Below are 14,394 nucleotides of genomic sequence, written 5' to 3' on the forward strand. Positions count from 1 at the left end.
AGATAAAGAAGGCGTTTTTGAGAGTAAAGCTGCTTTAATTGCCTTTAATCGATTTATTTAGCGATTATTACCCTTTAACTTATTAGCAATTATTACGATAACTATAGCAACGAAGCTAAGAAGAAATTGAGTAGCTAAGATAATTGGATTCTTGTAGGAAGGATCTAATTATGGTGGTTATTCACTGCCTTTAATGCTATCGGCCGGGCATTGGGCAGATTTAGATTAGCTATCAATTATCAGCTATCAGTAGTCAGTTGAAGTTATTATGAACTTGATTTTAACTGATGACTGACGCCTGAAAGCTGACGACTAACAGAAAGCAAGGATGCTTTCTAAAACAAAAATATCAAGGAGGATGTTAAAAATGAGAATTGCTAATAATATGAGTGCTATGAATGCACTGCGAAACTTGGGAGTTACAGACAGAGAGCAAAGTACTACAATGGAGCGTTTATCTTCAGGTTACAGAATTAATCGAGCTGCTGATGATGCAGCAGGATTGGCTATTTCTGAGAAAATGAGATCTCAGATTAGTGGTTTAGGTCAAGCTTCTCGTAATGCTCAGGATGGTATTTCTTTAATTCAGACAGCTGAAGGTGCTTTGGATGAAACTCATAACATTTTAAGAAGAATGAGAGATTTAGCTGTACAGTCTGCTAATGATACTAACACTGAAGATGATCGTGCTAAGCTAAATGAAGAATTCGAAGAACTGACTGAGGAAGTTGATAGAATTGCTGACAATACTGAATTTAATACACAGGAATTACTTGATGGTACGTTTGAAGATAGGATATTCCATATTGGAGCTAATGAAGGGCAGGTAATTGAGGTTTCTATTGCTGATATGACCTCTGGTGCATTGGAAATTGGTGATCTTGCTGTTACAGATCAAGAGGTGGCAAATGAAGCCATTGGTGTTCTTGATGCTGCTATTGATACTGTATCAGAGACAAGATCTAATTTAGGTGCGACACAGAATAGATTAGAGCATACAATTAATAATCTAGATACTACTCAAGAGAACTTACAGGCTGCAGAATCTCGGATCAGAGATGCTGATATGGCAGCAGAAATGAGTGAAATGAGTAAGCATCAGGTAATGAGTCAGGCGGGTCAGGCAATGTTAGCTCAGGCTAATCAGCAGCCACAACAGGTACTACAATTGTTAGGCTAATCAATAGAGCCGATCGGCATTTTCTTTGTCGGTTGGCTTTTATTGTTGTCAGGGATATAATTGTAATTTGGAAATATAAGTATATGCTTTTAGCTTTTAAATAAGTTATAATAATATTTATTAAACTAGCTTGATCTTAGATTCATTATTGAAGAGGAGGAATTAAACGTGAAGACTACGGTTTATGGAATTGATGCTGAACTCAAAGAACAAGAACATAAAAAACTTGGCCAAATGATGGATTTCATTGAAGAAAAGGGCTATATAATTACTAGAATTTTAGCAGATTCTGAAGATATAACTACTTATTCTGAAAAAGAAATAGAAAAGATTAAACCAATAAATCATTTAGAAATAGTTGCTCGAGAACCAAAAGATTTAATCTTCGATTCGTTAAAAGAAGCAGAAAAATATTTACCTCGTTTAATAAAAGGATTAGACGAAATTATTATTAATTTCAATTTAGGTGAAGAACTAATGGGCTATGAATTATTAGAAGATGCTTTAGAAGGTTTTCAATGGTTAAATAGTTTAATTAATGGTTTTATAAATAATTTTGATTTGGAGAAGCTGGAAGTTCAAGATACAGATTTAGATGAAATCATTAGCAAATGGAGAGATAGCTTAGATAAGCTTTTGGATGCTTTTGAAAATAGAGAAATAAACTTATTGAGTAAGCAACTAAAACATAATTTCAAACCTATTTTAAAGGAATGGTTAGAATTGATAACGATGTTTAATAAACAGCTAAATAATTTAGAATAGAAAATTTTCTAGACAAATAGGAGTTGATATATCTTTATGCTTATAGGAATTTATACTGCTGAAATTAATCCTCTTAAAGTGATGCCGAAGGAAAGAAGTTATTGCTTAGCAGCTGAAGCAAAAATGCAGGGTTGTGAAGTTATTTTTTTTGAAAAAGAAGGTGTTAATTATACCAATAGGATAATTACAGGTATTATAAGAGAAGATGGTGAATGGGTAGAAAAAAAATTTTCCTTACCAGATGTTTTAATAGATGAACATCTTACGTTAATTAAAGATCTTAAGCTTGATAAAAACATTCCGGAAGTTGAATTTTTGAAAAACGAAGTACCTCTTTTGAGATTTGGGTTACATAATAAGGCTAAAATGTATGATAAACTTAATAAATCAGAAAAATTTGCTAAATATATTCCTCCTTATGATATTATAGAAGAGCCAGCCAAAGTAAAAAAATATGTTGAGAAATATGGTTGTATTGTATTGAAACCTATAGATGGAGCTCAGGGAAAAGGTATTGGGTTTTTAGAAGATAAAGGGGATTGGATTTTGGTTAAGCAGCATACTAAAATAAATGAGTTTAAAAAAGAAGAATTTTCTCGCTTTGCAGAGATGATGGCAGATGGGACTTATTTAATACAACCATATTTAGAGTGTAGAACTAAGCTAGGTTATCCTTTTGATTTTCGTGTTCATGTGCAGAGAGATGGTAAAGGAGAATGGGGGATAACTAAGATTTATCCTCGAATTGGAACTCAAAAGAGTATTCTAAGTAATGTTAGTAGGGGTGGTATGATTTCGAATATTGATTACTTTTTAGTTACTGAATATGCTGAAAAAGCAGAAATTATAAAAGACATTTTATCTCAATTGGCTTTAGAGCTTACTGATCATGTAGATGGCTTTTATAACTACTCCCTTGATGAATTAGGTATAGATCTGGCGATAGATAAAAATGAAAATATTTGGTTATATGAAGTCAATGCAGGGCCTCAAACTAAGCATCATGAATGGGAACGGGCAAGAAATACTATTGCTTACGCAAGGTATATTGCTAAGAAGCAAGAAGTAAGGAAACTGCTTGAAAAACTATGGAAAATGAGTAATAAGATTAAAAAAGGATTAAAGTTCTTACTTCAGGATTCTAAAGAAAATAATGCATTTGATGATAATCTTCTTTCTAAGATAAATCAAGGCTTTAATAGTATTAAGACTCAATTAGAGCCACGTTATATATATTTTGAGGATAGTAAGCTTGAAGAACTAACTAGTGTATTAGATAATCAACTTTTTGCTTTGCAAAAAGAGGTTAATCAAAATTTTGAAAATATATCAGACGTATTCAAGAATTATAATGATTGGCAACAAAAATTCAAGGAAAATCTATTCCAACTTAAACAAGAAGCAGTAAATGAAGATAAAGATTAGGAGAGTGGTCTATCACTATGTTAATTGGAATTTATTACAATTGGATTAATCCTCTTAAGGCAATGTCACATGAACGAAGTTATTGCTTAACAGCTGAAGCAAAGATGCAAGGATGTGAACTTGTTTTTTTTAAAAGATCTGATGTAGATTATATTAAAAGAACTGTTACAGGTTTTATAAGAGAAGATGGTGAGTGGACAAAAAAAACTTTTTCTTTGCCAGATGTTTTAATAGACCAATTTCGTGTACTACCTAAAGAAATTAATCAGGGCATTCCAGAAGCTAAATTTTTAGCACATGAAGTACCTAGATTAAAGTTTGGTATATATGATAAAGTTGATATGTATGATAAATTTAAAGAATCTAAAAAAATTGCTCAATATATTCCAGATTATGATATTATAAAATATGGAAATGAAATAAAAAAATATATTGAAAAATATGATCGTATTGTTTTAAAACCTAGAAATAGTTCACTTGGAAAGGGGATTGCTTATTTAGAAAAAAACGATGATATATATTTAGTTAAACAAAATAATAATATATATGAATTTAATGAAGAACAATTTGCTAACTTTATTAAAATGATTATTGATTTACCAGAAAGTTATTTTGTACAACCATATTTAGAATGTAGAACTAAATTAGGATATCCATTTGATTTTAGATTGTTAGTGCAGAGAAATGGTAGTGGCGAATGGAATATAGCTAAGATATATCCTCGATTTGGAAGTAAAAAAACTATTGTGTGTAATGTTAGTAGCGGTGGCATGACTACAAATATTGATTATTTTTTAGTCAGTGAATATGGAAATGATAAAGCTAAAGTTATCAAAGAGGTTTTATCAGAATTGGCATTAGATATCACTAAATATACAGATGGACTATTTAGTTATACTCTTGATGAATTGGGTATTGACTTAAGCATAGATAAAAATGAGAAAATATGGTTGTATGAAGTGAATGCAGCACCTTTAAATACATGTTATGAATGGGATGGGGCAAGAAATCAAATTGCTTATGCTAAATACTTTGCTGAACAATCTAATAAAAGTAAATTACCAAAAAAGCTATGGCAGATGAGTAATAAAGTAAAGCAAGGTTTAAATTTTTTACTACAAGATTTTGAAAAAAATAAAAAAGAATTTGATTATAAACTTTACTTTAAAATAAATAAAGCTTTTTCTAGTATTGAAGAACAATTAAAATCAAGATATATTTATTTGAAAGATGATGATTTTGAAGAATTAACTAATTTATTAAAAAAAGAACTGTTTAAATTGAAAGAAGTTAATAATCAATCTTATGAAAAATTATTATTTATAAATGAAGTTTATCAAAAATGGCAACAAAGTTTTAAAGATAAATTATTTCAATTTGAATAATTAAGTTGCTTTTTTAGGATAAGGAATGAGGTGATGTTATGTTAATAGGAGTTTATACTTCAACAGGCAATCCTATTGAAGTATCCCCACAACATAGTTATTGTTTAGCATCTCAAGCAAAGATGCAAGGTTGTGAGGTTGTTTTTTTTGAAAGAAAAGATATAGATTATAATTCTAAAATAATTGAAGGAATAATAAGAAAAAATGGTAGATGGGAAAAGGAAATTTTCCCTTTTCCAGATGTAGTAATAGATGAATGTCTTACATTAGATAAAGAAGTTAATAAAGGTATTCAAGAAGCTAAAGTACTAATAGATAAAGTGCCTCGTATTAAATTTCCTACTTTAGATAAATTTGAAATATATAATAAATTTAAAAAGTCTAATAAATTAAGACAATATATACCTCCTTATGATATTATAAATAGTATATCTATAGTAAAACAATATCTAGGAGAATATAATAGAATTGTTGTAAAACCTATAAAAGGAATAAAGGGTAATGATATTATATTTATAGAAAAAAAAGATGATTACTATTTAATTAAAAACCATACTAAAAGTCATAAGCTTAGTCAAAATCAATTTGATTATTTAATAAAAAAAATTATAGATAAAACTTATATTGTTCAACCTTATTTAGAATGTAGGACGAATTTAGATAGACCTTTTGACTTTCGTGTTCATGTTCAAAGAAATAGCACTGGAAAATGGTCTATTACTAAGATGTATGCTAGAGTTGGAAATAAAAAAAGTATTATAAGCAATCTTAGTCAAGGAGGAATGATTTCAAATATTGATTATTTTTTGTTTACTGAATTTGAAGACCAAGCAGTACATACGAAAGAAACCTTATCTAAAATCGCACTAAATATTGCCAAATATGCCAATAGTATTTTTAGTTATACTCTTGATGAATTGGGAGTTGATCTAAGTATTGATAAGAACAATAAAGTTTGGTTATATGAAATAAATGGTTCTCCTGCATGTAGATTTCATAAATGGCAAAGAGCTAGAAAAACAGTTGCCTATGCTAAATATATTATAAAAAATCAGAAGAAATGAAATTGCTTTACTAACGTTGCATTGTTAAAAATCAAAAACATCAAATAGTCTAAAACATTAAAAAACTGAAGCTAAATTTAAAGTTTGAACCCAGTATTTTAATGAAAAACTTAACTATAAAGCTGGTCAGCCTATAAAATATTACAGTTCAAAATTAGTTCAATTTATTATTGCAATTTAGGAATTTTAATTTTATTACTTCTGAATATAACTAGAAGGAGGAAGCAGACTTCCAAGGACAAGATTTCTTAAAGATGGACCTTTGAAAGATATTTTTTATGATTATTCTATTCCAGATTTCATAGATGAAAAATATGTTAATTTATTAATAAGTACAACTAGCAAATCTTCGTATTTTTCTTTAAGTACAGCAACTTATGTTGTTTGGGAGAATAAAGTACTAAAAAACCCTAATTTATCTTTTGTTGAAGGAACAGATATTATTTATTAGTAAATATGTGTACAAGGATATAAAAGAAGCTAAATGGAGTGGTATTGATGTCAAAAATTGCAGGTATTATTGGAGGGATGGGCCCAGAAGCAACATCTGATTTATTTTCAAAAATAGTTGAGTTGACTCCGGCAGAAAAAGAACAAGAAAATATTGAAATGATCATTTATAATAATCCAAAGATTCCTGACAGAACAGAAGCTATTCTCTTTGACGGAAAAGATCCTTTCCAGCCAATATTGGGGATGGCTAAAAAGTTAGAAAAAATGGAAGTTGATTTCTTATTAATACCTTGTAATACTGCTCATTATTATTATCAACAATTACAGGAGCATATTAATATACCAATTATCAATATGATTGAAGAAACTGCAAAAAAAATTTGTTATTCATCAAATAAAATTAATTCTGTAGGGTTGTTAGCTACTAAGGGAACAATAGAAACAAAGATTTATGATGATTGTTTTTCAAATTACAATATTGATATTTTAGTGCCAGCTGAAAGAGAGATTAAAGAAATTATGGATGTAATTTATACAATTAAATATGGAGAGAAAAAGGATATACATAAATATAAATTAAACTTAATAGCAAATGATTTAGTTAATAATGGAGCAGACTGTGTTGTACTTGGCTGCACTGAATTATCATTACTTTTTGACTCTAAAAGCTTCAACTATCCAGTTTATAATTCTCAAAATATTTTAGCTGAAAAAGCAGTGGAGTTAGCTTTTTATGATAACTTAAACTATGAAGTAGCCCCTTAATTTGGTTTTGAATTTACATAAATTTCTTTTAGTGATTATTTAAAATTAAAAAGCAAAGAAATTATATTTTAAATGCAGTAATTAGAACTATACTTGATTTAACTTAAGTTATATAGTTAATTTGGTCTTTTTTAAGGTTTAACTTTTTAGTTTTAACATCGATAAATTGATTGAAGTGCAATTACAATTAAATAATGAGGTGATCAATATGTCCTTTTACTTTGGAGGAATGGCTAGTGGTTTGGATACTCATCACATGATTGAGCAGTTAATGCACCTAGAACAAGAGCCTGTTAGAAGGATGGAGAGAAATCAAGAAGAGATAAATGAACAGATTAGTGCTTTGCAAAGTGTAAATAGCACTCTGGATAACTTTAAAAGAAAAATTACTGATTTAGAGGATGTTTTTGATAAAATAGGAGTAACTAGTAGTGATGAAGAGGTATTAACAGCTGCCGCTACTTCTTCGGCAGATCAAGGAGTCTATGAATTAGAAGTAACTCAGTTAGCTGAGGTAGAGCGAGTAGCTTCTTTGCAGCAGGAAGAAGGAATAGAATTAGGTGAGGATGAAACTGCTAAATTAGTTATTGATGAAATAGAAATTACAATTGAAGATGGCGATGATTTGAGAACTATCAGAGATAAATTTAATGCTGAAGATATAGATGTTACTGCTAGTATAGTCGATAATCGCTTGATTTTCACTGGAGATGAACTGGGGACAGAGAATAGAATTAGCTTTGCTGATACTAATGAAGCTGTATTGGAATATCTGTTTGATATTGAAGACCTACTTGATGAAGACGGTTATATTGAAGCAGGGGCAGAGACTAGTGAAGGTTTTCAGCCTTTATTGCAAAAAGCCGAGGACTCAATTTTTACAGTTAATGGTTTAGAAGTAGTTAGAAGTGCTAGAGAAATAGACGATGTAATCGAAGGAGTCACTTTGGACTTAAAAACAACTGGCACTTCAACCTTAACAGTTGAGTTGGCCGAAGAGGAGATCAAAGATAAGATTAATGACTTTGTAAATACTTATAACTCTTTGCGGGATGAATTAGCTAAAAAAGGTGGCAGAGAGGGAGTTTTGCAGGGTGATGCTACTTTGCGGCGGATAGAAAGCAATCTGTATAATAACTTATTTTATCCAGTAACTACTATTAGTTCTACTGAAAGAATGAGTAGTAGTTTAGACTTAAATGGAGAATTAAATATAGACTTTGGCAGTGATACTTTAACTGTTAATTTTGATAATGATCAAGGAGTAGTTCGAGGAGATCTGCTGGATTTGATTAAGGATAGAGCAGTTGAAAATGGACTTACTGTTGAGGCTGACGATGAACAGCTAACTGTTAAAAAAGACGATAGCATCTTAGGAAGCATAGAAATACAGTCGGGTAGTTTAGTTATTGACAGTAATAGCAGTCGGCCAGTAGACTTATCAACTAGTGATGATCGTATTTTAGAAGAGTTGAAACTAAATCCTAGTTTTAAAAGGAACTTCATTTCTGCTATAGGGATTTCAGCTGATCGTCATGGAGAGTTATCTGTGGATAATAGTAGATTAGATGAATCTTTGGAGGAGAATTTAGATGATATAAAGCAGCTATTTACTGGAGTAGGTGGAGTTATTGAAAGGGTTGAAAGTGGAGTTGAGATGGCTACTGATCGCTTTGATGGCTATATAGGTACTAGAATAAACAGTCTCGAGGGAAGAGTTAGAAGCATAGATGATAATATTGAAAGCTTAGATCGCAGATTAAGCATGCGAGAAGAGAGTTTAATTAGACAGTTTGGGAGAATGGAACAGGCTATCTCCAATATGCAAGGTCAGGGAGCCTGGATGTCTGCTCAGATAGCTTCATTAGGCCTGCATTGGTAATAAATATAACTAATTTTTTAGGAGGGTTATTGATAATGACTACTAATCCGTATGAACAGTATAAGAATGCTCAGTATGAAACTGCTAGTCAGGAACAGTTGGTAATTATGTTATATAAGGGTGCCGTCAAATTTGCAAATCAGGCCAAAAAGGGTTTAGAAGATGAAGACTACACTTTAACTAATAACAAGCTACAAAGAGCTCAAGCTATTATTAGGCATTTACAGACAACTCTTGACCATGAACAGGGAGGAGAAATAGCCGATAACTTAGATAGTCTCTATGACTATATGAATCGACGCTTAATTCAGGCTAATATTAGGAAAGATACTGAAATTGTGGATGAGGTAATTGATTTATTAGCTGATTTACAAGAAGCTTGGGAAGCAGCCTTTAAAAAGGTAAAGGGACAAAAAATGAGTGCTAGTGGAGAGATAAATGTTGAAGGCTAAACAAATAGTAACTAGTTTAACTAAAATTTATAGTTCTTATTTAGAACTTTGTCAGCAGGTATTAGCATTGACTTTGCAGCAGCAAAAGATATTAGCCGAGATTGAAATTGAAGACTCTGAAATTGATTATCTTGGTCAGCTAGAAGAGCTACTGCAGGAGAAAGGAACTGTTATAGAAAAGCTTGCTGAGCTAGAAAAAAAAGTTCTTGTTCATCGGGAGGATATTATTAAAAAACAGAATTTAACTGAAGAAAACTGGTTGCTAGAGCTCTTAGAGAGTGAGCTGTCTACTGAGGAGTTAAAGGATATAGTAGCAAAATTAGTAAAGGTCAGTAGAAAGCTAGAGGCTACAGATGAAAAAAATCAAGAACTAATCCAGTCCAAAAGTAATCAAATAACAGAAGAGATTAAACAGATTAAACAGGGAGTAAAAATTAATAAATCATATAACTCTCGTTTAAGAATCCATTCCACTTATATTGATGATAAAAGCTGAGCTGCTAATCATTTTTCGATTAGTTTCAGATAAAGAGTCAAGTTTGGTTCTAGAAAATAAAAAAGGGGGGATGAAAGGGTGAGGCTACCAGAAGTTAATAGCGGTGAACAAGCTAATTCAACAGCAAGGAGAAGAGATATACAAAGCTTTGAAAATGAGCAACTCGCTGAGGAGAGAATTGAAAGACAAGGGCAAGGTGATGAAATAGAACGGCGGATAGAGGAAGCCGAGGAAGAGCTAACCCGGGAAGAGTTTGAAGAAGGAATAGAAGCTTTAAATGATACTGTTCAATCTTTTCATGAAAACTTGGAGTTTGAACTTCATGAAACAACTGAGCAAATGATGGCTAGATTAGTCGACTTAAGAGATAATGAAGTGATCAAAGAACTTCCTCCGGAAGAGGTATTGGATATGTTGGGCAAGATTAGAGAGATGGTAGGTTTGATTGTTGACGAAAGAATTTAACTGTTTATGATAATTTTTTTAAAAAAGATTGAAGTTTCAGCTTTAAAGCAGGACTGTAGTAAATTATCTTGAAATTCATAGATATACAGGGGTTAAGATTTTCTTAAAAAGCCATTATCATGTCTGATAGTGGCTTTTATTTATATATTCATATAAATGGGATTGTTAATTGGCAACGACTAATAGATGACTATTAAATTTTAAGGAGGGGATTTAAAATGGTAATGTCAGTAGGTGGAGTTGGTAATGAGCAGATAGATCAGATGATCCACCAAGTTTTACAAGCTGAACAAGAATCACTACAAGATATGGATGCTCAAAAGGATGAGGTTCAAGAGCAGATTGAGGCTTTTCAGGAGATTAATACCACAGTTGATACCTTTAAGAGTACTACTCAAGATATAAATGAAAGCACTTTTGCTAATGTAGCACAAGTAGGGAATGAGGAAGTGTTGGCAGCAGTCGCTGCTGATGATGCTGAAGAAGGCATTTATGATGTTGAGGTAGATCAATTAGCTGAAGTTCATCGAGAAGCATCAGAGCAGCAAATAGGAGAAATAGAGGTTGGAGGAGAAATTACAGTTGAAAATATGGATGGTGATGAGTTGTTTGATGTTGGTGTGGATAGCGGAGATGAAGCTATTGATATCGCAAATGCCATTAACGAGGCTGCTGAAGATGCGGAGGAGGCTATTCAAGCTAGTGTAGTTGATGATAGAATAGTAATCGAAAGCTTAGAAACAGGTGAAGAAAATCAATTTAATGTTGATGCAAATGGAGTTCAGCTAGAAGATGAAGAGAATTTAGAATTTGCTAATATTCAAGAAGGAGAAGATGCAGTAGTGGAGGTTGACGGGTTGGAAATCACCTCCAGCGATAACTTTTTGGATGATAATGAGATTGATGGTGTAGAAGTAGAACTGCTTGAAGAAGGTGAGACTGTAGTAGAGGTTGGCTCTGATGAAGAAGGAATTAGAGAAAGTATTGAGGGCTTTGTTGAGAGTTATAATGCAGTAGTAGAAATGATTGATCTCTACCAAGATCCTCAGCAGGTAGAGGAGCTAGAAGATGAAGAGGGAGAAGGAGCAGAGGAAGTAGTAGAAGGTGGAATTTTGCAGGGTGAATCTACTTTGCGTACCATTCAATCTGCTTTATATGATAGTGTAGTCAGTCCAGTAGAAGGAGAAGATGGTGACTTGAGCTTATCTCAATTTGGAATTCAGGTTCAGGATGACGGTCGTTTGGCAATAGATGACCGAGGATCATTTGGAGGAGAAGACTGGGGACAGACTCTTGATGAGGCTATTGAGAATGATCTAGATCAACTAGAGGAGATATTTACTAGTGAAGATGGAATAGTTGATAGAGTTTCAGAGCAGGTGGGCCCGATTATTAATCCGCAAAATGGACAGGATAGCTTTATTGATACTAGAATAAATACTCTGGAAAGCGAGATTGATCAGATCGATGAAAATATTGAAAATGAACTGGATAGCTTAGAAAATCAAGAGCAGAGATTGCGGGATCAGTTTACTAATATGCAACAGATTCAAGCTGAAATGCAGAATCAGCAACAACAGATGGCCTCTTTGGGTGGTTCGGTAGGAATTAATGACCTGATAGGTGGATAAAAATATAACAGCCAATGTCTTTGTAGATCAGTTCAGGCAGGTTTAGATTTATTTTATCGAATCGGGAGAGATCCCGATTTTTTTGTTTTTAACTCCTGTTGTACTTTATGCAACGGCTATGAGTTGTGTGCTATCAAAAAACTTGACGCTATCTGGTCAAGCTTTTTTCTTTTAATTTTTCTAAAATTAGGCTATAATGAAAGCAAAGAAAGGGGGAAATTGTATGCGGAAGATACCTTATGGGATTAGTGATTTTAAAAGTTTAAGAGAAGAAGACTATATTTATGTTGATAAGACAGAATATATCGAAATACTAGAAAACTATGATGAAAGATATCTCCTCTTTCTAAGGCCTAGAAGATTTGGAAAAAGCTTATTTGTATCCTTACTTGCTACTTATTACGATATAAATAACAAAGATGAATTCAATAAATACTTTAAAGACTTATATATAGCAGATAATAAAACAGATTTAGCAAATAGCTACTACATCTTAGAGTTTAATTTTTCTGGCATAGATACCTCAGACAAAGAAAGCTCCCTACAAGGATTTAGAAAAAAAGTATTAACTTCCTTAAAAAGCTTTGCCAATAATTATAATTTAGATTTAGACTATGATAAAACAGGGCTGCCTGCTGAAATATTTAACTCTTTTTTAACCGAAATTAAATATAAAATAGACGGCAAGATATATCTATTAATTGATGAATATGATCATTTTGCTAATGAATTATTAAGCTTTCAAGTTAATCTATTTGAGGAAACTGTAAGCAAAACTGGCTTTGTAAGAAAGTGGTATGAAATTTTAAAAGAAGGAACTCAGATTGGAGTAGTTGATAGAATTTTTATTACAGGGGTTAGTCCAGTTACTTTAGATAGTCTAACTAGTGGTTTTAACATCGGCTCAAATATAAGCAGAGATAGAGCCTTAAATGAAATGATGGGTTTTAGAGAAAAAGAAGTACTATCTTTATTAGAGCAAACCTTAGAAGATAAAGTGGATAAGCAAGAATTAATGATTAAGCTAAAAGATTACTACAACGGCTATTTATTTAATGAAAAGGTAACAGAGAAAGTTTTTAATAGCGATATGATCTTATATTATTTAGCAGAATATAAAAAGAATAAAGAAGAACCAAGTGATTTAGTAGATATTAATATAGCTAGTGATTATACTAAGATGGGAAAATTATTTAGCCTAAAAAACAAGGAGAGGAATTACCAAATCCTTGAAGAGATTTTAAACGGTCAGACTCAAAAAACAACTATCACCCGCCAGTTTAGCTTGGCTAAGGAATTTAGTAAGGAAGATTTTTTATCTCTTTTATATTACTTAGGATTTTTGACTATAGATAGCTTTGTATTAAATATGGTTAATTTAAAAGTACCTAACTATGTAATTAAAGAGCTTTACTTTGATTTTTTTGCTAAGATTATTGAAAAAGAAGGAGATTATCAATTAGAAACTATAGAAATTAAAGAAAGTGTTATAGATATAGCCTTGGAAGGAAAAGTTGATAAGTTTATTAAGGTTATAGAAAAGACTTTGAAGAAATTATCAGCTAGAGACTTTATTAAATTTGAGGAAAAGTATGTTAAATTGCTTATGTTAAGCTATCTAATGCTTAGCAAGATGTATTATGTTAAAAGTGAGTACGAAGTGGAAGCAGGATATATAGATATTGCCTTTTTTGAACGAAGCGGCTTAGATGTTGATTATGAAGGGCTAATTGAGCTTAAATATATTAAAAAAAGTGATTACCAAAAATCGGGTGCTAAGCTGGTTGAAAAGAATTTAGAAGAGGCTAAAAAGCAGTTATTAAAATACAAAAAAGCTGATGAACTTAAAAGTAAAGATAACTTAAAAAAATGGGCAATAATTTTCGCAGGAGATCAATGTGTTAAGTGTGTGAATATTGAATAGGTCAACTACTATCGAGGTTGACCGAGGATGGAGAGTATAGACTCCATTAGTAGTTAGAGCTCCGGCAGCCCAAGGTAAAAAAGATGCACTCAAAAATGAGTATATTTACAGTATCAAGCAATCTCAATTATTCACTGGTTTAACAAGTAGTAAAATGTTATATTCAAACTATTCAAAACCAACACTTGTTTTTATAAAGAACAGGGGGATTAAAGGAAAAAATAAACATATATAATTATAAAAATAGGCTAGCTTAAGTTAGAAAATCATCAAACTGACTGCATTAAAAGAGCTAAACTGACTACATTAAAAAGTCAATAGAGTTTAATTCTCCCTCTTTCCATATACCATCTAGGAAGAGGGAGTTTTTCATTTCTTAAAACTCACCGCATTATCTTAGTAATGCAGTCAGTAGAGAGAAATAGCAAAAAACCCGAGTTCGACACTTACTAGGTAAACAGACCCCACGCAAACACTTATTATAGCAGTGTTTACGAAGGATTAGAG

The 14,394-nt window shown here is 31.7% G+C and carries 12 protein-coding genes; all 12 read left to right on the forward strand.

Features of this window, described 5'->3' with window-relative positions; translation table 11 throughout:
* Nucleotides 1–367: 367 nt before the first annotated feature.
* Nucleotides 368–1,180: a flagellin N-terminal helical domain-containing protein gene (locus tag MWH30_RS03805; protein WP_248662725.1), complete on the forward strand. Its 813-nt coding sequence runs from the start codon at nt 368–370 to the stop codon at nt 1,178–1,180.
* 168 nt (nt 1,181–1,348) lie between these two features.
* Nucleotides 1,349–1,945 (forward strand): DUF8042 domain-containing protein, encoded by a 597-nt coding sequence (locus tag MWH30_RS03810; protein ID WP_248662726.1) that lies wholly within the window; start codon nt 1,349–1,351, stop codon nt 1,943–1,945.
* A 36-nt stretch (nt 1,946–1,981) separates the two neighbouring features.
* Complete coding sequence (locus MWH30_RS03815) at nt 1,982–3,370, forward strand: YheC/YheD family endospore coat-associated protein (protein WP_248662727.1); 1,389 nt, start codon at nt 1,982–1,984, stop codon at nt 3,368–3,370.
* 17 nt (nt 3,371–3,387) lie between these two features.
* Complete coding sequence (locus tag MWH30_RS03820) at nt 3,388–4,755, forward strand: YheC/YheD family protein (protein ID WP_248662728.1); 1,368 nt, start codon at nt 3,388–3,390, stop codon at nt 4,753–4,755.
* A gap of 38 nt (nt 4,756–4,793) precedes the next feature.
* A complete protein-coding gene (locus MWH30_RS03825) occupies nt 4,794–5,819 on the forward strand; it encodes a YheC/YheD family endospore coat-associated protein (protein ID WP_248662729.1) in 1,026 nt (341 codons plus the stop codon).
* A 498-nt stretch (nt 5,820–6,317) separates the two neighbouring features.
* Nucleotides 6,318–7,037 (forward strand): cysteate racemase, encoded by a 720-nt coding sequence (gene cuyB / locus MWH30_RS03830; RefSeq protein ID WP_248662730.1) that lies wholly within the window; start codon nt 6,318–6,320, stop codon nt 7,035–7,037.
* Nucleotides 7,038–7,245: 208 nt separating this feature from the next.
* Nucleotides 7,246–8,919, forward strand: a complete 1,674-nt coding sequence (gene fliD, locus MWH30_RS03835) for a flagellar filament capping protein FliD (RefSeq protein WP_248662731.1) — start codon at nt 7,246–7,248, stop codon at nt 8,917–8,919.
* 35 nt (nt 8,920–8,954) lie between these two features.
* A complete protein-coding gene (gene fliS, locus MWH30_RS03840) occupies nt 8,955–9,371 on the forward strand; it encodes a flagellar export chaperone FliS (protein WP_248662732.1) in 417 nt (138 codons plus the stop codon).
* Nucleotides 9,361–9,867, forward strand: coding sequence for a flagellar export chaperone FlgN (flgN, locus tag MWH30_RS03845; protein ID WP_248662733.1), 507 nt, complete (start codon nt 9,361–9,363; stop codon nt 9,865–9,867). Before fliS ends, flgN begins: the two co-directional genes overlap by 11 nt.
* 78 nt (nt 9,868–9,945) lie before the next feature.
* Complete coding sequence (locus tag MWH30_RS03850; protein ID WP_248662734.1) at nt 9,946–10,332, forward strand: flagellar protein FlaG; 387 nt, start codon at nt 9,946–9,948, stop codon at nt 10,330–10,332.
* A gap of 218 nt (nt 10,333–10,550) precedes the next feature.
* Nucleotides 10,551–11,963: a flagellar filament capping protein FliD gene (fliD, locus tag MWH30_RS03855; protein ID WP_248662735.1), complete on the forward strand. Its 1,413-nt coding sequence runs from the start codon at nt 10,551–10,553 to the stop codon at nt 11,961–11,963.
* Nucleotides 11,964–12,186: 223 nt separating this feature from the next.
* Nucleotides 12,187–13,887, forward strand: a complete 1,701-nt coding sequence (locus MWH30_RS03860; protein ID WP_248662736.1) for an AAA family ATPase — start codon at nt 12,187–12,189, stop codon at nt 13,885–13,887.
* The last annotated feature ends 507 nt before the right edge of the window (nt 13,888–14,394 follow it).

Source organism: Fuchsiella alkaliacetigena (assembly GCF_023227765.1).
GTDB lineage: Bacteria > Bacillota > Halanaerobiia > Halobacteroidales > Acetohalobiaceae > Fuchsiella > Fuchsiella alkaliacetigena.

Bases quoted from the DNA above. Each gene is read 5' to 3' on its own strand.
- MWH30_RS03820 (WP_248662728.1), top strand. From the start codon at position 3,388: ATGTTAATTGGAATTTATTACAATTGGATTAATCCTCTTAAGGCAATG.
- fliS (WP_248662732.1), top strand. From the start codon at position 8,955: ATGACTACTAATCCGTATGAACAGTATAAGAATGCTCAGTATGAAACT.
- cuyB (WP_248662730.1), top strand. From the start codon at position 6,318: ATGTCAAAAATTGCAGGTATTATTGGAGGGATGGGCCCAGAAGCAACA.
- MWH30_RS03860 (WP_248662736.1), top strand. From the start codon at position 12,187: ATGCGGAAGATACCTTATGGGATTAGTGATTTTAAAAGTTTAAGAGAA.
- fliD (WP_248662731.1), top strand. From the start codon at position 7,246: ATGTCCTTTTACTTTGGAGGAATGGCTAGTGGTTTGGATACTCATCAC.
- MWH30_RS03805 (WP_248662725.1), top strand. From the start codon at position 368: ATGAGAATTGCTAATAATATGAGTGCTATGAATGCACTGCGAAACTTG.
- MWH30_RS03825 (WP_248662729.1), top strand. From the start codon at position 4,794: ATGTTAATAGGAGTTTATACTTCAACAGGCAATCCTATTGAAGTATCC.
- MWH30_RS03815 (WP_248662727.1), top strand. From the start codon at position 1,982: ATGCTTATAGGAATTTATACTGCTGAAATTAATCCTCTTAAAGTGATG.
- fliD (WP_248662735.1), top strand. From the start codon at position 10,551: ATGGTAATGTCAGTAGGTGGAGTTGGTAATGAGCAGATAGATCAGATG.